This is a genomic window from Methanococcus maripaludis C5 (genome assembly GCF_000016125.1).
GTDB classification, from domain to species: domain Archaea; phylum AGJL01; class Methanococci; order Methanococcales; family Methanococcaceae; genus Methanococcus; species Methanococcus maripaludis_D.
This window is the reverse complement of record NC_009135.1, coordinates 871,042-891,652: the sequence shown is the minus strand read 5'-3', so window position 1 is coordinate 891,652 and position 20,611 is coordinate 871,042. Positions and strand designations below refer to the sequence as shown.

20 protein-coding genes and 1 pseudogene are annotated in these 20,611 nt (G+C 32.8%); 12 read left to right on the top strand and 9 right to left on the bottom strand.

From position 1 onward, the window contains the following. The first annotated feature begins 38 nt into the window (after positions 1–38). Positions 39–527 carry a DUF2115 domain-containing protein gene (locus MMARC5_RS04590; RefSeq protein ID WP_011868669.1) on the top strand — a complete coding sequence of 163 codons (489 nt, stop codon included), beginning with the start codon at positions 39–41 and terminating at the stop codon, positions 525–527. 57 nt (positions 528–584) lie between these two features. On the opposite strand, the gene MMARC5_RS04585 is transcribed toward MMARC5_RS04590, so the two are convergent. Beyond that, positions 585–2,210 carry a Na/Pi cotransporter family protein gene (locus tag MMARC5_RS04585; RefSeq protein WP_011868668.1) on the bottom strand — a complete coding sequence of 542 codons (1,626 nt, stop codon included), beginning with the start codon at positions 2,208–2,210 and terminating at the stop codon, positions 585–587. Between the two features lie 369 nt (positions 2,211–2,579). Between MMARC5_RS04585 and rpsB the strand changes: the two genes are divergently transcribed. From rpsB to MMARC5_RS09995, 6 genes and pseudogenes are all read left to right on the top strand, one after another. Then, entirely contained in the window at positions 2,580–3,242 is a 663-nt protein-coding gene (gene rpsB / locus MMARC5_RS04580; RefSeq protein WP_011868667.1) for a 30S ribosomal protein S2, read from the top strand. 29 nt (positions 3,243–3,271) lie between these two features. Beyond that, complete coding sequence (locus MMARC5_RS04575; protein ID WP_011868666.1) at positions 3,272–3,880, top strand: HVO_0476 family zinc finger protein; 609 nt, start codon at positions 3,272–3,274, stop codon at positions 3,878–3,880. A 12-nt stretch (positions 3,881–3,892) separates the two neighbouring features. Continuing rightward, a complete protein-coding gene (locus MMARC5_RS04570) occupies positions 3,893–4,570 on the top strand; it encodes a 30S ribosomal protein S3ae (protein WP_011868665.1) in 678 nt (225 codons plus the stop codon). A gap of 88 nt (positions 4,571–4,658) precedes the next feature. Beyond that, entirely contained in the window at positions 4,659–5,549 is an 891-nt protein-coding gene (locus MMARC5_RS04565) for a DMT family transporter (protein WP_011868664.1), read from the top strand. A 9-nt stretch (positions 5,550–5,558) separates the two neighbouring features. After that, the gene (locus MMARC5_RS04560) at positions 5,559–5,753 is read left to right on the top strand and encodes a YwbE family protein (protein WP_011868663.1); all 195 of its coding nucleotides are present in this window, start codon (positions 5,559–5,561) and stop codon (positions 5,751–5,753) included. 102 nt (positions 5,754–5,855) lie between these two features. Next, positions 5,856–6,776 (top strand): annotated as a pseudogene (locus MMARC5_RS09995) (ketopantoate reductase family protein). Here MMARC5_RS09995 and MMARC5_RS04550 read toward each other — a convergent pair. From MMARC5_RS04550 to MMARC5_RS04540, 3 genes are all read right to left on the bottom strand, one after another. After that, entirely contained in the window at positions 6,777–8,006 is a 1,230-nt protein-coding gene (locus MMARC5_RS04550) for a tetratricopeptide repeat protein (protein WP_011868662.1), read from the bottom strand. It abuts the pseudogene before it with no gap. A 310-nt stretch (positions 8,007–8,316) separates the two neighbouring features. Next, positions 8,317–9,714 (bottom strand): ATP-binding protein, encoded by a 1,398-nt coding sequence (locus MMARC5_RS04545; RefSeq protein ID WP_011868661.1) that lies wholly within the window; start codon positions 9,712–9,714, stop codon positions 8,317–8,319. Between the two features lie 80 nt (positions 9,715–9,794). Continuing rightward, positions 9,795–10,280, bottom strand: a complete 486-nt coding sequence (locus MMARC5_RS04540) for a DUF2124 family protein (RefSeq protein ID WP_011868660.1) — start codon at positions 10,278–10,280, stop codon at positions 9,795–9,797. Positions 10,281–10,401: 121 nt separating this feature from the next. Between MMARC5_RS04540 and MMARC5_RS04535 the strand changes: the two genes are divergently transcribed. Continuing rightward, on the top strand, positions 10,402–11,382 hold the full coding sequence (locus tag MMARC5_RS04535) for a transcriptional regulator (protein WP_011868659.1): 981 nt from the start codon (positions 10,402–10,404) through the stop codon (positions 11,380–11,382). 100 nt (positions 11,383–11,482) lie between these two features. Here the strand turns inward: MMARC5_RS04535 and MMARC5_RS04530 are convergent, their stop codons facing one another. From MMARC5_RS04530 to ftsY, 5 genes are all read right to left on the bottom strand, one after another. Next, on the bottom strand, positions 11,483–13,060 hold the full coding sequence (locus tag MMARC5_RS04530) for a Na+/H+ antiporter NhaC family protein (RefSeq protein ID WP_011868658.1): 1,578 nt from the start codon (positions 13,058–13,060) through the stop codon (positions 11,483–11,485). 90 nt (positions 13,061–13,150) lie between these two features. Beyond that, entirely contained in the window at positions 13,151–13,846 is a 696-nt protein-coding gene (gene upp / locus MMARC5_RS04525; RefSeq protein WP_011868657.1) for a uracil phosphoribosyltransferase, read from the bottom strand. A 36-nt stretch (positions 13,847–13,882) separates the two neighbouring features. Next, the gene (locus tag MMARC5_RS04520; protein ID WP_011868656.1) at positions 13,883–15,124 is read right to left on the bottom strand and encodes a uracil-xanthine permease family protein; all 1,242 of its coding nucleotides are present in this window, start codon (positions 15,122–15,124) and stop codon (positions 13,883–13,885) included. Between the two features lie 339 nt (positions 15,125–15,463). Then, entirely contained in the window at positions 15,464–16,030 is a 567-nt protein-coding gene (locus MMARC5_RS04515; protein ID WP_011868655.1) for a hypothetical protein, read from the bottom strand. A 100-nt stretch (positions 16,031–16,130) separates the two neighbouring features. Further along, positions 16,131–17,282 carry a signal recognition particle-docking protein FtsY gene (gene ftsY / locus MMARC5_RS04510; RefSeq protein ID WP_011868654.1) on the bottom strand — a complete coding sequence of 384 codons (1,152 nt, stop codon included), beginning with the start codon at positions 17,280–17,282 and terminating at the stop codon, positions 16,131–16,133. Between the two features lie 153 nt (positions 17,283–17,435). Between ftsY and MMARC5_RS04505 the strand changes: the two genes are divergently transcribed. The 4 genes from MMARC5_RS04505 to tpiA all read left to right on the top strand — a co-directional run bounded on the left by MMARC5_RS04505 (position 17,436) and on the right by tpiA (position 20,611). Then, entirely contained in the window at positions 17,436–17,900 is a 465-nt protein-coding gene (locus tag MMARC5_RS04505; protein WP_011868653.1) for an Hsp20/alpha crystallin family protein, read from the top strand. A gap of 105 nt (positions 17,901–18,005) precedes the next feature. Next, complete coding sequence (locus MMARC5_RS04500; protein WP_011868652.1) at positions 18,006–18,647, top strand: METTL5 family protein; 642 nt, start codon at positions 18,006–18,008, stop codon at positions 18,645–18,647. A 400-nt stretch (positions 18,648–19,047) separates the two neighbouring features. Continuing rightward, positions 19,048–19,866, top strand: coding sequence for a 2-amino-3,7-dideoxy-D-threo-hept-6-ulosonate synthase (locus MMARC5_RS04495; protein WP_048058462.1), 819 nt, complete (start codon positions 19,048–19,050; stop codon positions 19,864–19,866). 79 nt (positions 19,867–19,945) lie between these two features. Next, complete coding sequence (tpiA, locus tag MMARC5_RS04490; RefSeq protein ID WP_048058461.1) at positions 19,946–20,611, top strand: triose-phosphate isomerase; 666 nt, start codon at positions 19,946–19,948, stop codon at positions 20,609–20,611.

The following is a 20,611-nucleotide window of genomic DNA, read 5'->3' as shown; positions in this document are numbered from 1 at the left end:
TTAAAAATTATTTCATAAAAGTATACTTTGGGAAACTCATGAAAAGCCGAAAATTTTTCTCTAAACTTAAGGAAGAGTCATATGACGTAAGCATCTTTGATTTAATGAATGCAAAAGTGTATTTAGAAAAAGATATGGCTTATTTACCTGAAGATTATAAAAAAGGATATCTTGAAGATTTTTTTACTTTTTTTCCAGAAGTTTTGAAGGAAATAAGGAATAAAACTGAAGAAGAACTCGAAGATTTTGAAATCGAAGAAGAAGAAATAAGAAAAGTTGATTTAAGACTTTTTAGTATGGGTTCTAAACGAACTGGTAGGGATTCTTACGAAAAACTTGTAAAAACTGTCATAAATTATTTAATTTTTATAAATAAAAGGCCACTTCACGCATTAACAACGAGATTTCCTGGTGGAAAGCAGATAATTGAAAAAAACGGAAATTATTACTGTCCAATAAAAAATGCACAATCAAATGAACTTTCCATTTGCGAATTTTGTATTTGTAAAGACTTAAATGAACTTTAAAAATAGTTTTTTTATTCTGTTTTAATTTATTTTTGCTTAAAAAAATTAAAAAATAGATTATGCATCAAATTCTTCGTCTTCAAGGCCTGTTGCAATTTTTACAGCGTGGTCAGATATTCTTTCAAGGTATCCGATAATATCCAAAAATATAATGCTCGCTTTTGGGGCACATTCTTTGGAATTTAATCTTTTAATATGTTTTTTTCTAAATGTTTTTTCAAGATTGTCAACTTCATCTTCGAGGAAAGTTACTCTTTCGATTAATACTTCGTCTTCAGTCTCAAAAGCTTCGATTGCAGTCTCTAAAGCGGTCATTACCTTATCAAACATGACGTTGATTTCTTCAATTGCAGTATCGGTAAACTCAATATTATCTTCCATTACGTTTTCAGCATGATCAGCAATATCTTCTGCAAGGTCCCCGATTCTCTCAAGGCTTGTAACGTTACTGATGAGACTCGTGATTTTTAATTTTTGACTGTCCGAAATTTCTTGGTTTGAAAGTTCAATTAAATGGTTTGTAATTTCATGGGCCATCGTGTCTATAATTGCTTCTTTCTCATGCACTTCTTTGATAATTTGAACGTTTTTAGTTACAAAAGCATCTTTTGCAAGTCTTAGATTTTCACGTACGAACTTTCCCATCTCTACAACTTCTTTTATTCCAAGTCCGATCGCAATTGACGGCATCTCCTCAATAATCCTTGAATCAAGATGTTTTACAGGCATGAATTCTTTTTCATAATCTTTTATTGGAATTAGTTTTTCAACTGCATAGACGAAAAATCCTGCAAATGGGAGCATTATAAGCGTGTTTGTAACGTTAAATATTGTGTGCGCGTTTGCAATTTGTCTTTCAATACTTCCTGCACTCAAACTTTGAATCCATGAAATTAAAGGGGTTGTATAGATCAAAACCATGAATATCAGTGCACCTGTAACGTTAAAGAGCAAGTGCATAAGAGCAGCTCTTTTTGCAGTCCTGTTTGCACCGATACTCGAAAGAAGTGCCGTAACACAAGTTCCGATGTTGTCACCAAATAATATCGGAAATGCAACCAAAAGGCTTAATGCTCCAGTAGACGCTACTGCAATCAAAAGTCCGATCGTAGCACTACTGCTTTGAATCATAAGCGTCATTCCAAGTCCAACAAGTAATCCAAGAACTGGATTTTCAAGATTCATTAATAGATCTGTAAAGAATGGTTCTCCTGCAAGCGGTTTTAATACACTTGACATCGTGTGCATTCCAATAAATAAAATACCAAAACCAATCAAAACTTCTGCAATATCTGAATGTTTTCGTTTTTTTGAAATAAGTTGTAAAATGACCCCAATTGCAACAATCAATGGCGCAATATCTGTTAATTTAAATGCTACAAGCTGTGCAGTAACTGTAGTACCTATATTTGCACCCATGATGACCCCAATTGCTTGACTGAGGTTCATTAATGATGCATTAACGAAACCAACAACCATAACCGTTGTTGCACTGCTGCTTTGAATCAACATCGTTACAACAGTTCCAACCAACACGCCAAGGTATTTATTTTTAGTTAAAACTTCAATAAGTCGTTTTAATCCATCTCCCGCAACTTTTTGAAGCCCATTACCCATTAAATTCATTCCGTAAATGAATAATGCAAGTCCTCCAAGGACCCCTGCAATCAACGCAAATTCCATCTGTTCCACCAGTATTATCCATAATATTTGAGATAATAAGAATATTATATTCATTATAATTATAGAATAGTTCATGATATGTGAACATCAATGTCTTTAAAGTTTAATCCGAATTATCACTTAAGGAACTAACTTTATTTAAAGCTTGTTTAATAATTATGAAAACTTAATTCTATATATTGGCAAGAATCCTTAAAATCGGGCTTTAGGAAAACTATATATATTAAATCACATATTCATATACTGTTTAAATTTTTCTAATAGTCAATTTTTGAATTTGAAAGACTAAAACACAACTAGAATAAAAAAATTACCGTAAAAGGCTTTATTTTATCAAAGTCAAGAAACCACTTTTTTGGAGGAAGAAAAATGTCAGATGAAAATCTATTGACAACCTTAGACACCTATTTGGCGTCAGGGATACACATCGGTACTCAGCAAAAAACTGAAGATATGAGAAGATTTATCTACAGAGTAAGGGCTGACGGATTATACGTTTTAGATGTTAGAAAAACTGATGAAAGATTAAGACTCGCTGCTAAATTCTTATCAAACTACGAGCCTGAAGACATCATGGCCGTTACAAGAAGAGTTTACTCAGTAGGTCCTTTAAAAGAATTCGGAAAAGTTACAGGAATAAACACGGTAGCTGGAAGGTTCGTTCCAGGTACATTAACAAACCCATCAGCTAAAAAATTCGCTGAACCAGAAGTTTTGTTTTTGAGCGACCCTAGAGTTGACAAACAAGCATTAAAAGAAGCAATCGAAATTGGAATCCCTGTTATCGGTATGTGTGATACAGAACACTTAACCTCACACATCGATTTCATCATCCCAACAAACAACAAAGGTAGAAAATCAGTATCATTAATGTACTACCTTATTGCAAGAGAATACATGAAAAACAGAGGACTTATTGGCGAAGAAGTTCCATTCTCATACGACCAGTTCCTCGAAAAAGCAATGAACGTTAAAGTAAAAATGAACCCTTCAAACAGACAAAGAGGAAGGTTCCAAAGAAGAAGAAGATAATTCTTCTTAAAAGGAGTTATGTGGTTTAAATGGAAGAATTATATCTCGAATGCCCTGGTTGCGATGAAGTAACCCCTCATGATGTATTAAAAGAAAGGGACACAAAAAAACATTTGAAACTTACTGTAAAGTGTCAGGAATGTGGAACTGTACACGATATAGAAAAAAATTTCAAATTAAAAGACATTAAAATAGTAATAAGCAGATACGACGAATCAGAACAGTCTGTAATTCAAATTGCAACAGATGAAGTTTTAAAAATCGAGGATACGATCCTTGCATTTGGCGAATCTGTTGAAATCTCTGCATTAGAAACTGAAGATTCAAGAAGGGTTTCATCATCCGCTGTACAAGATTTAAAGATGATATGGGCAAAATCAGTAGATGTTCCTAAAAAAGTTGGCATATCTATAAATTCGAGAGAAAATACATATTCTTTCAATATACTTGTTCCGCAAGATTATGTATTCGAAGAAAAGAAGATATATCGCGCAGGACGAGACTTCTTTAGAATAAAACAAATAAAAACTGAAAAAGGAAATTTTTCAAGGGAATTAGCTCGTAAAATCAAAAGAATATACGGTGAACCTGTAAAACCACTTAGAGATTACACAGATTTAACCGACTATATGTTATAATGAGGTGTAACAATGGCAAGAATGAAAGCTAGGTCCGCTAAAGGAAAAAGAGTGGCCAAAGATACATGGAAATCCAAAGTATGGTACGATATTTACACACCACAATCATTTGGTGGAGACGTAATCGGACAAACCCCTGCAAACGATCCTGCAACTTTAATCGGTAGGATTTCAGAAATCAGCTTAAGAGACTTAACTAACGAACATTCAAAACACATGACAAGAATGTACTTCAAAGTTGATGGCGTAAGTGGAAACAACGCTACATCACAGTTTGTAGGTCACGACACAACAAGAGAATACTTAAAATCACAAGTTAGAAGAAGAAGAAGCAAAATCAACGCAATCGTTGATGTAAGAACAAAAGATGGTTTCAAAGTAAGAGTTAAAGCATTAGTTTTAACAGCTGTAAGAGCAAGAGACCACCACAAAACAGAAATTAGAATTAACATGGAACAAATCATCAGACACATGGCAAAAGAAACAGCATTCGCTGAATTCGTACACGCTATGTTAATGGGTGGCTTAGGTTCAAAAATCTACGGCGACTGTAAAAAAATGTTCCCATTAAAAAGAGTAGAAATCTTCAAATCAGAAGTTTTAGAATTTGGAAAAGCTGTTGAAGCACCTGTAGAAGAACCTGCTGCTGAAGAAGTAGCAGAAGCACCTGCTGCTGAAACACAAGAATAATTCCTCTTTTTAATTTTTTAACTTTCAATTAAATTTTCTGTTTTTTTAAAAATTTATCCTATTTAGTCCGCTATTATCTGGTGAATTTATGAACGACAGATCATTAGGCATTTTATTAATGTTTTTAACCGTAATTTTTTGGGGAATTTCGTTTGTAGCGACAAAAATCATTTTAGTATATATTCCGCCAATTACTTTGGGATTTATACGTTTTGCAATTGCTGCAATGATTTTAATTGTTTTGATAAGAAATTTTCCAAGTTATTCGAAAAAAGATTTTTTAAATCTGGTACTCGCAGGTTTTTTAGGGATTACATCATATTTTTTGTTTGAAAATGTGGCTTTAGAATATACTACTGCAACGAATGCCGCATTAATTGCAGCAACTGTGCCCATATTTTATTTAATGGTGTCAGATTTAGTTGAAAGACGAATTCCGAGTAAAATACAATACTTCGGAAGTTTAATCGGACTTTTTGGAGTTTCGATTTTGATATTGAATGGAAGGTTGATATTGGAATTAAATCCTATTGGGGATTTGTTAATGATTGGTGCAGTTCTTTCATGGGTATTGTACACATTTGTAATTCAAAAACTTGAAAAACACGACAACTTAACGGTTACAAGGGATATAACGTTAATTGGGGTATTGCTGTCTGTACCGTTCATGTTACTTGAGTTTGGTTCCAAAGGCGTTTTAGATTTGGGAGTATTTTTAAATCCACCATTAACTTTTGCAGTACTTTATCTTGCAATTTTTTGTTCGGCAATAGCGTATTTGTTCTGGAATATGTCGATAAGACTTGCAGGCGCAAGCACTACAAATAACGGGATTTATTTTATTCCAATCGTTGCAATGATTGCAGATTCCATAATTTTAAAAAATATTCCAAATATATATGCAACAATTGGTGCAGTTTTGGTGTTATTCGGAGTTTATATCTCTGAAAAAGGCGATAAATTAAAAATAAAATTATAACGTGATGATATGGATGGAAAAAACAGGTCTGAAATAACAACAGGATTAAAAGTAAACATAGTCCTTAAAAAAGACCAAAAAACAGGTAAATTAACAACAGGAATTGTAAAAGATATTCTTACTAATTCAAGCTATCACCCGCATGGAATAAAGGTAAGGCTCGAAGATGGCCAGGTTGGAAGGGTTCAGGAAATTTTAAAATAAGGACAATATTTTTTATTTTTAACTATTTATCTAAATCTTTTAATACTATTTTTACAGATATTTAAATTAAATTTAGTTTAACTTGAAAACGAGGGTTTTTAAATAAATGTTTTAATTATTGGGGCTGGTGCTGTCGGAATGTCTGGCTGCTAAATTATCAAAAGTCACAAATGTTTTTGCAGTAACGAGAGAGCGAAATGCAAAAATCATACGCGAATATGGCTTTAAAATGACGGGAATATGGGGAGAAGGAACCTTTAACTTTGAAGCTTCTGAAAATGTTTTGAATCGTGATTTTGACTATATAATTATTTCCTCAAAGGGACTAGCAACAAAATCAATCTGTGAGCAATAAAGATGTTATAAAAGGCAAAAATGTTATCAGCATCCAAAATGGTGTCGGAAACGAAGAAATAATTTCAGAATATGCTGATAAAGTAATTGGTGGAACTATTATAACGGGCTTTGAGTGGCTGGGTGATGCAAAAGTGCACGTTTCAGTAGATGGTGGCCCGATGACTTGGAAGATTTCCAAATGGAACTGATAAAGAAGTAACTGATTTTGTAAACTTAATAAAAAGTTCTGGAATACCTGTAACTGAAACAGAAAATATTCAAGGCGCCATATGGTCAAAAACAATTTATAACTGTGCTTTAAATCCCCTTGGAGCAGTTATGAATGTACCATATGGCGAACTTTCTAATGAACATTCGTGGAATATCATTAAAAATAGCGTATCTGAAATATTTGAAGTTACATCTAAAAAAGAAGTAATTTTACCATGGAATACGCCAGAAGAATATTTAGAATATTTAAAAGAATTTCAGCTTCCAAATACTGCTACACACCATTCATCAATGCTTCAGGATATTTCAAAAGGAAATATAACAGAAATAGATTTGTTAAATGGTGCAGTTATTTCAATCACAAAAGAATTTGGGATAAAAACGCCCTACAATAAATTTATTACTGAACAGATAAAATTTCTTGAAAATTTAAAATCAAAAAAGAATGATTTCTAATTATTTTGAAATCAAGGATTTACCTATTTTAGCTTCAGTATATGTTGGATCTATTTCAATTGCGCGATTATAACATAATACTGCTTTTTCATAATTTTTAATTAATAAATAAGAATTTCCAAGTCCATTCCAAGCATATTTATTTTCAGAATTTAATTCAAGTGCTTTTTCAAAGTAAGAAATAGATTCATTATAATTTTTATTATTATACTGCAGATATCCAATATTGCTCCACAAAACATCATCGTTTGGAGTCAACTCAACTGCTTTTTCATAAGCTTCAATTGAACGATTATAGTCTTTTAAATAACTATATGAAAGTCCCATTCCACTCCAAAAAACAGGATTTTCAGGATCAAGTTGAGTTGCTTTTTTATAGTTTAAAACTGCTTTTTCATATTCTCCCAGACATTTCAATGAATCTGCTTTGTAAAAATAGCAGTGTGGGCTGGAATTATTCAATTCCAATGCTTTATCAAAACATAATACTGCACTAGAGTAATTTTTTAACTTATAGTATTCTATTCCCTTATTATGCCAGGCACCATAATAAAAACTGTCCTGAAGCAATGCTTTATCAAAACATTCAATGGCCAAAAGGTACTGTTCTTTTTTTTCATAACAAAGCCCTTTGCCATTGAAAGAATATTTGAGATTCCTATTCAATAATAATGCTTTATCAAAACATTCTAATGCTTTTTCATATTCTTCATTCTGATAATATATATATCCAAGTTCATTCCATATCAAAACGATTTCTTCATAGTTTCCTGTAGATTTATCAAACGATTCAATTGATTCATCATAGTTTCCAAGCATTTTTAAACATATTCCTTTGTAAAACCAAGTTTTTCCAATGGAATTATCTATTTCAAGTGATTTATTAAAATAATAAAGCGCTTTTTCATATTCTTCATACGCCATATATATTTGCCCTAAATTTTTCAGAGCACATTCATTTTCAGGATCTATTTCAATTAATCTATCAAAATAATTTTCTGCTTTATGATAATCTCCATTTTTCATTGAGTATTTTCCTAAATATTCTAATGAACGAGTGTTTTCAGGATCTAACTCAAGTGCTTTATCAAAACATTCTATAGAATTTTCGTAGTCTTTTTCGAGATAGTACTGCTCCCCCATTTCAGCATAGGAACTAAAACTTTCATTCGTAGGTAATGGTAAAAAAATTGATAATATGACCATAGTAGCCACTAAAAGTTTTATCATTTACACCCCCTCCGTGATAAATGATGACGCATGAATTAGATTATTCTACCCCCAACTATCAAATTAATCTTTATTTTTCAAGCAATATTAATTTTATCATATAATAATCGTCAATTTTAAGTAAAAAAGAATAAAAATTCGTAATTTAATGTATTATTATACGATTAATCTTATTTTTAAAAAATAATAGTTAAATGGATAAACCTCCATTTCAAAACAAAAATACCAAAAAAATAAATGTAACAAATACGCTTAAAATTTAAAAATCAGGCATGATCCACTATAAAATAATTTTAAATGGTTAAAATAGTTAATTTTTGTAAGTTCCAATAATATAATCAATAAATTGTTTTGCAGTCCTTCCAGAAAAGCCGTTTTGAGAGATGCCCCATTTTATCGCATCTTCACGGAGTGTTTCCCAGGCCATAATCCTTCCGGTCTGTTCAGACAATTTTCCAATATTCATCGAATAAAATTTAACGTCATCTTGATTACATGGATTGATTCCATTTTCAGTAGCGAGTTTTTTAACCATATTCAAATATTCTTCCTGTGTAGGTGAATAGAAGCTCAAAGTTATTCCAAATCTGTCAGAAAGTGACATTTTTTCATTTATCGAGTCGTTTGAATGAATTTCTGATTCTCTTTCTGACCAAGATTCTTTTATTAAATTTCTTCGGTTAGAAGTTGCGTAAATTATTACATTTTCAGGTTTTTTTTCTAAACTTCCTTCAAGAATCGATTTTAATTCTTTATATTCTGTTTCATTATCTTCAAAGGATAAATCGTCAAGGAATACTATGAATTTTTTATTTCTATTTCTTAGATTATCTATAATTAAGTCAAAATCTTTCAATTGGCTTTTTTTAAGTTCAATAATCCTTAAACCATCAAGATAATATTCTTTTACTAGTGATTTTACAAGTGACGATTTTCCAGTTCCTCGGGATCCAACAAGTAAAATATTATTTGAGGGATTTCCTTCGATAAATGCTGAGGTATTTTTCAAAAGTATTTCTTTTTGGTAATTATATCCAACGATACTCCCCATATTTCCTAAATCACAGTATTTGATTCCAGAAAATCCCTTTTTATCATCCCACTTAAATGCAACATGATCTACAAGTTCACCAGATCCGATTTTATAGTAATATTCAATAATCGAATCTAAAAGTTCGGGAACAGAATCAATATCTAAAAGTTCTTCTCGGTATTCAGAAAAAACGGTTTTTTCATCCTTGTAAAGTGTGGGAGTATAATTTTCAATGGTTTCATCATTCGAATCAAGTAGGGTTCGCAAATGTTTAGTGTCAATATCCATAACCCTTTTTAAAACACTTATATCCCTAAATGCAAGTTCATAAAGACTTTCTAAATTATGGTTATGTTTTTCGCAAGATATTGCAAAAATATTTTCATCTTTCAAAATTGAATTCATAATATACGATTTTAAAATATTTCCACTAAGATTTTCCTTTTCTGCGTTTATAATTAAGTCATGAGTTAATTCATAGTAATTTTTTTCAACAATTGATTCATTAGCTTCGTCTTCTGCAAGTTCTTTTATAATATTTGTTAAATAGCCAATTATTTTGTTATCAAGCAGATTTCTATACAATATCAGCCGATTTAGATCCGTTAAAAGCTTTTTAAACCTGAGTTTTATTGAATTTTGGCTGTTGAGTAATGATATTTGGGGGGTTATCATTAGATTACACCGTTTTAAAAGGGATTTAATTGTAAATATATCTTGACGTCATTTTATAATTTATTTACTACTAAATGAGATTAAATTTTTATTTTTTCGTAAACCGTAACAGGTTCTAACTGACTGTCGATTACTCGGTCGAAGTCAATTTCCTTATCCCATTTTTCCTTTTGGAATATACTTGAAAAACAGATTCCGATAACTTTTTTTGGATTTATTTTATCAATTAAATCGTTAACATCTGAAACAGTTACTTTGGAATGCGGCATTGCAAGACCACCCATTAAAACAAGCATATCTAAATCAATGTCTTTTTTGTCGTCTAAATCTGTGTAAGTATACCCTAAACTTCCAGAATTAAGTTTTGAAATTTCATCGAGCTTTGCATCGGGGGTGAAGTACTGTTCTTCAATAGATCTTACTGCATAAGCATTTAACAATGCAAACGGAAGACATACTCCTTTTGAACCACTATACAGTATGCTTTTAGATTCATACTCCGAAACAGCCGCCTTAAAATGTCGTAATTGTGAAGAAATTCCTTTATCTTCTGCTATCTTTTTCACGTTATCACCCTTACAAATCAATATTTAGAACATATTATATACGTTTTCCGCAAGAAATATATACATTGTGGATTAGATTTAGAATCAAAATATATGGTTTACACCTCAAAGGCATTTTGTTATGAGAGAAGTTTTACTTTCGGAATGTATTGATCTGCTTTATGAATCCCATTTTGTGATATCGAAGCCTTTTGGAAGATCTTGTTTTGATTTAATTGCTAAAAAAGCAGATTTAAGATTTTTAATAAAGATTTTGAAAAACATAGATAGTTTAAGCACTGAACAGTCTGAAGAATTGTTAAATATTGCAAAAATGCTTCAGGCAGTTCCGATAATTATTGGAACCCGTACCAGAAACTCCGTAATGGAGGAAGGGGCAGTATATGAAAGATATGGTATAAAAGCAGTTACTTTCAATACATTTAGGGACCAATTATTTGGAGAACCGCCGGTAGTCTATGCAAACAGGGGCGGATTTTTTGTAAATATTGATGGGGCAGTTTTAAGGGAAACACGTGAAAAATTAAAAATTTCAGTCGGAGAACTTGCAGAAATATCTCGGGTTTCAAGAAAAACGATATATAAATACGAGCAGAATGAAGCAAACCCTTCAGCAGAAGTTGCAATAAAAATAGAAGAGTATTTAGATGTTCCATTAATCAAAGGAATTAATATAGTTGATTACATGGAAGGATTAAAATCTCAAAAAAGTCGAGAAGAAGCTTTTGAAAAGATATTGAAAGAAAGTGAAGATTTTAAAATACGGGTTATTGATATTCTTGGAGATATGGGTTTTAATCTGCTCGAAACTACAAAAGCACCCTTTGATGCAGTAGCTGAGGAATCAAAAGAAGATGACTCTGAAAATCAAAATATAATATTTACAAATATTCAGGAAACCGAGAATGAAGAGATAAGAAGAAAAGCAATGATTGTAGATGAAATTTCTAAAATGCTAAACAGTCACTCATTACTAGTTTTAGAAAAGAAAACGAATGAAAACAAACGAATAACTAGTATGAGCATTTCTGAACTTGAAAAAATCGGCGATACAGTAGATTTGCTTGAGTTCATTGAAAAAAAGAAAAAATCAACTAAATAATTACGAAAATGCTTTTTTTAAAGTTTTTAACATATAATTCTATTTTTTAAATTAAATTTATTTTAAAATAAAAATTAAAAAAGAAAGGTTTTATTTCAATTTACTTTTTTGAAAGGAAGCTTGCTGCAACGTAAACTGCTGAAGCTACGAATGCAAGATTAATGAGGCCACTTACCCAGTAACCTAAATTTATGGTATATCCTACGATCAGGTAGCCTAAAAATGCCATGATTCCGATCAAAGTTGTGTATGGAAGCTGTGTTTGAACGTGGTCAATGTGTTTGGTACCTGCTCCAGTTGAACTCATAATTGTTGTGTCTGAAATCGGGGAAGAGTGGTCACCATATATTGCACCACCGAGAACTGCTGCAACAAATGGAACAACGAATTCAGGCATTCCAAGACCGACTGCCATGGGAACCGCAATAGGGAGCATGATTCCAAAAGTACCCCATGAGGTACCTGTTGAAAATGCCATAAATCCTGATAATAGGAAGATTATCGCAGGCAAAATCTGAACTGGTAGGTTGTTTTGAATTAATCCTGAAAGGTACGTTCCAGTTCCAAGGTCTCCGATAACTGAACCAAGGGACCATGCAAGAATAAGGATTGTAATTGCAGGAAGCATTAATTTTGAACCTTTTGCAAAGAGATGCGCAATTTCTTTTGCAGGAATTGCTTTTGATACTATGAAGTAGAGTGCAGTAAATACTAAAGTTACTAAACCGCCCCAGAAAAGACCCCATGACGCATCCATGCTTAAGAAAGATTCTATAATTCCAGTACCTGCGAAAAGACCGCCTGAAATCATAAATGCAAAGATAATTGCAAAAATGAGGACTACTAATGGTAACACTAGGTATGAAATTTTTCCGCCACTTAATGGTTCGATTTCTGACTCAATTGCTGCAGTTTCAGCATCTCCATTAAATAAGTCACCAGTTTCAGATGCAACCGTTTCGTGAACTTTCATTGGACCAAAATCCATTTTTTTAAGGGATATAATAACTGCAACCATGAATAATGCAACAAGTGCGTAAGTATTGTAGAGTATTGCTGAAAAGAATACGCTTGATGGACTCATGCTTGAAAGAGCACCCGTACCAACGCCAGATTCCCCTAAATTTCCAACAACTGCTGCAAACCAGCTTGAAACTGGCATTAATATACAAACAGGTGCTGCTGTTGAATCGATAATATATGCAAGTTTTGCTCTCGAGATTTTGAATTTGTCGGTAATTGGTTTCATTACTGTTCCAACAGTTAAACAGTTGAAATAATCATCAATAAATAACAAAATACCAAGTAACGATGTTGAAAGGCTTGCGCTTTCTTTAGATTTAATTTTGTTAGACGCCCAGTTTCCGTATGCGAGAGCTCCGCCTGCCCTCGTGATTAATGCAATCAATATACCAAGCATTACTAAAAACAATAAAATCAACAAATTCCAGAGATTTCCAACGCCCGTAAATGCAGAAATGCCTGTAACAGAAGTTAATTCAACACTGCCGATAATTGTATTTACAATATGCGATGCGCTCGCAACGATATTCCAGTTATTGTAAAGCAATGAACCTGCCAAAATACCCAAGAATAGAGACATGTAAACTCTTCTTGTGATCAAGGCTAACCCAATTGCAACAACAGGTGGCAATAATGATAGTATGCCAAAATCCATAATTATACCTCCAAAAAGTCTATTTTAATATGTTACTTGTAAAATCTATATATAATTACTTAAAAAAGAGAAATAGAAAGGTATTTATGTTTATTCCAAGTTATGCATCTGCGGTAGCATAGGTACTTTAAATGGTTCGCCAAATGCACGATCCCCTGCATCTCCAAGGCCCGGAACTATATATCCGTCTTTATTTAGATTTTCGTCGATCTTTGTTACAAATATTTCAACGTCTGAAAATTCTTTTTTCACTGCATTTATTCCTTCAGGTGCTGCAAGAACTCCAACTATCATCATTCGTTTTGGTTTTGAGTCTCTAAACTCTTTTAAAACGTGTATTAATGTAGAACCTGTTGCAATCATCGGGTCAGATACAATAACCGTATCTTCAGGGTTAAGTTGAGGAACTTTAATGTAATTCATTTCTATTTTAAAGTCTGGCGCATGCCCTCTTGAAGCAGACACGATTCCTACTTTTGCAGACTCGAAATTTTTAATCAATCCTTCCATCAGTGGAAATGCAGCTCTTAAAATTGTTATAATCACTACATTTTTTCTATCTTTTGCAAAAACACCTTCTGTTTTTTCTAAAGGCGTTTGAATGGGCATTTTTTCAAATTCCATGGTTTTCGTTAACTCATAACCCATGTATCTTCCAAGTCTTACGAGTCCTTTTCTAAAAGATATGTTTTCAGTACTGATCTTTCTTAAATCAGTCAATGTTTCCATTAAATAGGGCGAGTCTTCAAAAGAGTAAACTCCTTCCCATCTTTCATCTTTTATCATAATTCACCCTCGATTTCGTAAGTTAATTCATAATAATTATTTTTTTAACAACTGGTCCATTAATATTGCGGTTATTGCACCAACTGCCATTCCTGATTCTAAAATGCTTGAAACGATTTGTGGAAACAGGCTTAAGAATTCTGCTGGAAGTTGTGGTGCACCAAGACCGAATATAAGTGCGCTTGCCAATATCAGTGTGTTTCTGTCGTTTAACTCGACTTTGTCTTTTATCAATTTAAGACCTGTAATGCTGATCATACCGTAGAGTGCCGTTGTAAGCCCCCCGAGTACTGGAGCCGGAATTGATGCTAAAAGACCTGAGAATTTTGGAATTAATGAAAGAAGTATTAAAATTCCAGCACCGATTTGAACTACCTGAACGCTTGAAACTTTTGTAAGTGCAACAAGCCCGATGTTTTCAGAGTAACTCGTTGTACCACATGCACCAAAAAGACCTGCAAGAGTACAGGAAAAACCTTCTGAAGCGATACCTCTATTTATTTTGTTGTCATCAATTTTTAAATCTGCAATTGTTGAAATTGCATGGTAATCCCCAACACTTTCAATAATGCTGACCATAAATGCAAATAACAATATTACAATTGCATTAACGTCAAATACTGGCATTCCCCAAGGCATAAGTTTTGGCATTGCAAACCATGAAAGCTGGGCCATCATTGAAAAGTCTACAAGACCTAAGAAAATACTTATAATATATCCGACAGCCGCCCCAATTATAACAGGCATTGCTTTTAATGTTCCTTTTCCCTGTAACGAAACAAGTATTGTTGTTATAAATGTTATTGCCGCAACAAGTGCAGATATTGCAATTGATCCGCCTGCAGGATCTGCAAAATAGTTAAATGAATACTGAACTGCAACATTTGCAAGGCTAAACCCGATAAGCATGATTGTAACGCCTGTAACTATCGGGGAGAAAAGTTTTTTTAACCTTCCAATTAATCCTAACGCACCGGTGGCAGCTTCGATGACACCACCCATAATTAAAGCACCTTCAACTGCAGCAAGACCCATTCCAGATCCAACTGCAATTAATCCGGGAATAAATGCAAAACTTGATCCCTGAACAATCGGTAATCTTGAACCTACATAGGTCTGTAAAAGTGTGGCAACACCCATTGCAAGCAATACTGCTTGAAGTAAAAGCGCAATTTCAGACATCGAAAGTCCAATTGCATACCCCACAACAAGCGGAACGGTTACAGTTGCACCAAACATTGCGAGTACGTGCTGAAAACCCAAAGCTATTCTTTTCATAGTTTACCCTCCAAAAATTAAAAACGTTAAAAAACATTTTTTGTTCCCAATAAATATTGGTAAAATATTATATATAATATTTTTAAGAAGCGAAAAAGAATAATTGATATAATGTATTATATAATTCAAAAACAAACTGGCGAAAAATATGATAAAATCGCCAGAACTACGCTTAATTACATGTAAATTACTGCTTGCACTTGGATTTTCGGTTTTATTTGTATATTATATGATTCCAGATCCAAAACATTTTAAAAATTTCGATATTGATATTTTTTGCAGTATTTTTGTGCCCAGGATTTTATTTTAGCCAAAAAACATCTAAAAATTAAAAAGAAATTAAATATTTTCATTATTAATATCTAACATATCCAATACTTTTTTAGGCAATAACATTAGTACAACATATGCCCAAATCGCAGATAATACGATATCTGCAATCATTAGCGGGAATTCAGCAAAGTATGTTGCACCAAACATGTTTAATCCAGTATTTGCATTTATTGTTGTGGCATATGAAATAAGGGTTTGGTCAAGTGGGCCACCAAAGATAAAAAGTTCTATCGGTATTGCAAGACACAATGCTATAATTGATATTAAAAAAGCATGTATTATCATTGAAGTAAACTCTCGATTATGTTTAATCGCAGCATACCCTGCAACAAAACCTACAACAACGTTTACAATTGTAAATGGAATATAAACCGAATTAACAGTAGAACCAATAATTAAGTTTGAAAAAAGACCTGTTACTGTACCTCCTGCAGGCCCCAGTAATAATCCACACAAGATGGTTCCAAGATTGTTTAAAAAGATTGGCAATTCATACGTTGTGGCAATAAATCCGCCTAAAACATTAATAGATATCCCAAAGGCAGTTATTAGATAAGGTAATTTATTAGTCACTATACCACCGATAAATTAGTTAAAAAAGTTAAGTTTTTAAGGTTTATATAATTTACCAAATGATTTGGACGATAATCGATATAATGGATAATGGTACCCATTAAAATTGTCTTTCAGACGATAATTTAATGTCTTCTTCTGAGAATAGTTTTTTTACCATCCATTTAACATCAAATTCTTGAAGGTCCGAATATCTCTGGCCGATTCCCATGAATAATATTGGTTTTCCAATTGCGTATGCAATGGATAGTGCAGCACCGCCTTTTGCATCAGCATCTGTTTTTGTAAGTATTGCACCATCGATATTAATTGCATTGTTAAATTCCTCTGCTTGCGATATTGCATCGTTTCCAGCAAGGGAATCCCCAACAAATATGATTAAATCTGGTTTAGTAACCCTTACTACCTTTTTAATTTCATCCATCAAATTAATGTTTGTAGTCTGCCTTCCAGCAGTGTCCGCAAGCACTACGTTGAGTCCTTTTGCTTTTGCGTGGTTTATCGCATCATAAATTACTGCAGCACTGTCTGCACCTTTTTGATGCTTTATAACTTTAATATCGGTATTTTTCCCATGTTCTTCGAGCTGCTCTATTGCACCTGCCCTAAATGTGTCACCTGCCGCCATTACTGCAGAATATCCTCTTTCTTTTAAGATATATGCTAATTTAGAAATAGAAGTTGTTTTTCCAGTTCCATTTATTCCGACAAATAGCAATACTGCAGGTTCTCCTTTTGACTTTTTTTCATCGATAAGTCCAAAAACATCAATTTTTTCCTGGGATAAAATTTCTTTAATGGATTTTTTTAGTGCATTTATGGTTATTTCTTCGGGATTATCTTTAGCAGATATTTTAAGTCCAACAAGCTGATTTTTTAGTGATCCAATGATTTTTTCAACGACATCAAATGCAACATCTGCTTCAAAAAGTTCCATTTCCATTTCTTCAAGTATGTCTTCAATATCACTTTCCGTTAAGACTACATCTTGTCCAAGGACTTTTTTAATGCTTTTAGTAATTGATAATTTGTCAAAAAATCCAACTTTTTCTTTTCTTTCAAAATATTCCTTTTCTGATTCTTTTAACGTATTTTCCGGATTTTCTAGAATAGTTTCTTTTTCTTCATCAATTTTTTTAGGAGTTTCATCTAAAACTGTTTCTTCGATAGTTTTAGCATCCCCTTTAGCGTAAATTTTATCACTTAATTTTGAGATTGTGCTGTTTAATTTTTCCTTTAAACTTCCAAACATTATTTTCCCCCTTGCAGCAATAGGAATTAGTAATACAATGTTTATTTCATTGTATTTTAAATATATTGCATTTAGGGATATTTTTACAATATAGTAACCATAATATTTATATAGAACTTCAAAGTAAGTAATATTAGAAAGGGGTGATAAAACATGTTCGGTAGAGATCCAAAAGATCCATTTTCAGAAATCTTTAAGGTTTTCGGTATGGGCGTTCCCATGGAAGGTTTTGGGGGCCCAATGGGGAAATCAATGTTCCAAATGAGTTCATTGGGTTTAGAAATCAGCGGAAAAGGTTTCATGCCTATAACATTAATTGAGGGTGACGAAACGATTAAAATCATTGCAATGGCTCCGGGAGTAAATAAAAACGACATTGTAATAAATGCAATAGGGGAAACTCTTGAATTAAGGGCGAAAAGAGCTCCAATGGCAATAATGGAATCAGAAAAAGTAATTTATTCAGAAGTACCTGAAGACGAAGAAATCTACAAAACCATAAAATTACCCGCTCCAGTTAAAGAAGGAAATTCCTCTGCTAAATTCGAAAACGGAATGTTGATCGTGACCCTTCCAAAAGCAGAAAAAGCTAAGAGAACCGGAATTGACATAGAATAATTAATTTAAAAATATTTATTTTTTATTTAAATAATTTTAATTTTTGATAATGCTTTTTTATACTTGTAATTTTAATCAGTTCTTATAATGATTTTTGGGATTTTAATGAAAAAGAGACACCTTGAAATTTTACTTGACAACTTAAAACCGCATCCAAAACCAAAAGCACACCTTGAACAGTATTCTATCGAAGGAAACCTTGCAAGCGAGTTTTTATTGTTTGCTAAAGATGATATTGATGGTAGTTTTGCAATTGATCTTGGTTGTGGTAGTGGTAGACTTATAATCGGTGCCAAAGTTCTTGGTGCAGAACGTGCGGTTGGACTTGACATTGATAATGAAACAATTGATACTGCAGAAGAAAATTTAAAAAATTTAAACGTAGACTCAAATTTAGATTTAAAAGTCGATTTTTTAAATTCCGATGTTAAAAATATCGATAAAAAATATTTTGAAGATAATTATTCCAATTTTAATAATTTAAAAAAGGTAGTTATTCAAAATCCTCCTTTCGGATCCCAAAAAAAGTATGCAGATAGGATTTTTTTAGATAAGGCGTTTGAAATTGGTGATGTAATTTACACAATACACAATACTGCAACAAGAGATTTTTTAATAAATTATGTTAAAGAAAAAGGCCGAGAAATTACGAATATTTTCCAGGCAGACTTTAGGATACCTGCAATTTATGAATTCCATAAGAAAAAGGCTGTAAACGTTCCGGTAGATATTTATAGAATAGTTTAGGGTAATTACTATTCAATCTACGGTTTATGTGCGGATAACCAAAATCGGAAAATATATATATTAAAATAGCTAGATGAATTTGTGTAAAATAAAAAATTGAAAATAAAGACTAGATACAAAGGAAAAAAGAGGGATGAAAATGACGCATACGCAGAGTAGCATCAGGAATTCGAATTGTATTGTAAATAAATTATGTGGCGCATTAGGGTTTAGATTGTTTTTTTCATACCAGTGGTATTATTAACTGCTGAGATTGTTTAGTTAAATTAAACTGTATTCGTAAATTGTTCGATTGCGGTATTTTGCAGATTTTAAGGAATTTAATGATAAGAGTATATTCTCCATACTATATACTATAAATCCAAAGAAGACACTATATAATTTTTAACGGTGATTGTTTATGAAAATGTTCGACAATATCAAAAATGTAGGAAAACTTATCAGATTAGAAAGAATATTCGATAAAAAAAGTGAAAAAACGGTAATAATCCCTATGGATCACGGTGTTTCATCGGGGCCACTTGATGGTATAAAGGATATGCGGATTACGACAAATGCAGTTGCTGACGGTGGAGCAAATGCAGTTTTGGGTCACAAAGGACTTGTAAGACACGGACACAGGGGATACGGAAGAGACATTGGGTTAATCATACACATGTCTGCAGGAACTTCAATTTCACCCGATCCAAACAAAAAGGTAATTGTAACAACAGTTGAAGATGCAATAAGACTTGGTGCAGACGCAGTTTCATTACACGTAAACGTTGGTGCAGAATCCGACTTTGAAATGTACAGGGATTTAGGTTTAATTTCAGAAACTTGTGAACAGTGGGGAATGCCATTAATTGCAATGATGTACCCAAGAGGTCCAAAAATTAAAGATGAAAAAGACCCCGAGGTAGTTGCACACGCTGCAAGACTTGGTGCTGAACTTGGTGCTGATATCATCAAAACAAATTACACTGGAGACCCAGATACCTTCAAAGAAGTTGTCAAAGGATGTCCCGCACCAATTGTTATTGCAGGCGGCCCTAAAACAAACACTGACGAAGAATTCTTACAAATGGTAAAAGATGCAATGCACGCAGGTGGAAAAGGAGTAGCTTCTGGAAGAAACGTATTCCAACACAAAGACGTCAAAGGAATTACAAGTGCAATCTGCAAAATCGTTCACGAAGATGCAGAAGTAAAAGAAGCATTAAAAGAAATAAAAATCTAAATTTCTCCTTTTTTCAAAAAGTTAAATATAAATATTAATTTTTTTAAAAAAGATTATTATAATTAAGGGCGGTGGTACTATCAAGCCAAATCTAATCATAAATTACAAAACTTACACGGAAAGCATCGGTAAAAGCGGTTTAGCAATTGCAAAAGCCGCAGAAAAAGTTTCAGACGAGTCAGGAATTACTATTGGGGTAGCACCTCAATTTTTAGATTTAAGAATGATTTTAGATGAAGTAAATATCCCAGTATATGCGCAACACATGGATGCAGTAAATCCTGGAAGCAGTACTGGACACATATTACCTGATGCATTAAAAGATGCAGGTGTTACTGGAACTCTTTTAAACCACTCTGAAAGAAGAATGCTTCTTGCAGACCTTGAAAAATGCATTGAAATTTCAAATAAACTTGGTTTAAAGACTGTTGTATGTACAAACAATATACCCGTTTCAAAAGCAGTTTCTGCGTTAAATCCAACGTCAATTGCAGTAGAACCTCCTGAATTAATTGGAAGCGGAATACCAGTTTCAAAAGCAAATCCTGAAGTGGTGTCAGGAACTGTAAGGGAAGTTCGAGAAATTAACAAAAATGTTGAAATATTGTGTGGTGCAGGCATTTCAAAAGGAGAAGATGTAAAATCTGCGCTTGAACTTGGAACAAACGGTGTTTTGCTTGCATCAGGTGTTGTAAAAGCTAAAAACGTTGAAGATGCAATACGAGAATTAATTGCAGAAATCTAA

What these genes read in the sequence shown, in the direction of transcription:
- MMARC5_RS04565 (WP_011868664.1), top strand. Translation starts at nt 4,659, where the DNA reads ATGAACGACAGATCATTAGGCATTTTATTAATGTTTTTAACCGTAATT.
- upp (WP_011868657.1), bottom strand. Translation starts at nt 13,846, where the DNA reads ATGATAAAAGATGAAAGATGGGAAGGAGTTTACTCTTTTGAAGACTCG.
- MMARC5_RS04500 (WP_011868652.1), top strand. Translation starts at nt 18,006, where the DNA reads ATGAAAAAGAGACACCTTGAAATTTTACTTGACAACTTAAAACCGCAT.
- MMARC5_RS04560 (WP_011868663.1), top strand. Translation starts at nt 5,559, where the DNA reads ATGGATGGAAAAAACAGGTCTGAAATAACAACAGGATTAAAAGTAAAC.
- MMARC5_RS04570 (WP_011868665.1), top strand. Translation starts at nt 3,893, where the DNA reads ATGGCAAGAATGAAAGCTAGGTCCGCTAAAGGAAAAAGAGTGGCCAAA.
- rpsB (WP_011868667.1), top strand. Translation starts at nt 2,580, where the DNA reads ATGTCAGATGAAAATCTATTGACAACCTTAGACACCTATTTGGCGTCA.
- MMARC5_RS04530 (WP_011868658.1), bottom strand. Translation starts at nt 13,060, where the DNA reads ATGGATTTTGGCATACTATCATTATTGCCACCTGTTGTTGCAATTGGG.
- MMARC5_RS04520 (WP_011868656.1), bottom strand. Translation starts at nt 15,124, where the DNA reads ATGAAAAGAATAGCTTTGGGTTTTCAGCACGTACTCGCAATGTTTGGT.
- MMARC5_RS04550 (WP_011868662.1), bottom strand. Translation starts at nt 8,006, where the DNA reads ATGATAAAACTTTTAGTGGCTACTATGGTCATATTATCAATTTTTTTA.
- MMARC5_RS04590 (WP_011868669.1), top strand. Translation starts at nt 39, where the DNA reads ATGAAAAGCCGAAAATTTTTCTCTAAACTTAAGGAAGAGTCATATGAC.
- MMARC5_RS04585 (WP_011868668.1), bottom strand. Translation starts at nt 2,210, where the DNA reads ATGGAATTTGCGTTGATTGCAGGGGTCCTTGGAGGACTTGCATTATTC.
- MMARC5_RS04505 (WP_011868653.1), top strand. Translation starts at nt 17,436, where the DNA reads ATGTTCGGTAGAGATCCAAAAGATCCATTTTCAGAAATCTTTAAGGTT.
- MMARC5_RS04545 (WP_011868661.1), bottom strand. Translation starts at nt 9,714, where the DNA reads ATGATAACCCCCCAAATATCATTACTCAACAGCCAAAATTCAATAAAA.
- MMARC5_RS04575 (WP_011868666.1), top strand. Translation starts at nt 3,272, where the DNA reads ATGGAAGAATTATATCTCGAATGCCCTGGTTGCGATGAAGTAACCCCT.
- MMARC5_RS04535 (WP_011868659.1), top strand. Translation starts at nt 10,402, where the DNA reads ATGAGAGAAGTTTTACTTTCGGAATGTATTGATCTGCTTTATGAATCC.
- ftsY (WP_011868654.1), bottom strand. Translation starts at nt 17,282, where the DNA reads ATGTTTGGAAGTTTAAAGGAAAAATTAAACAGCACAATCTCAAAATTA.
- MMARC5_RS04495 (WP_048058462.1), top strand. Translation starts at nt 19,048, where the DNA reads ATGAAAATGTTCGACAATATCAAAAATGTAGGAAAACTTATCAGATTA.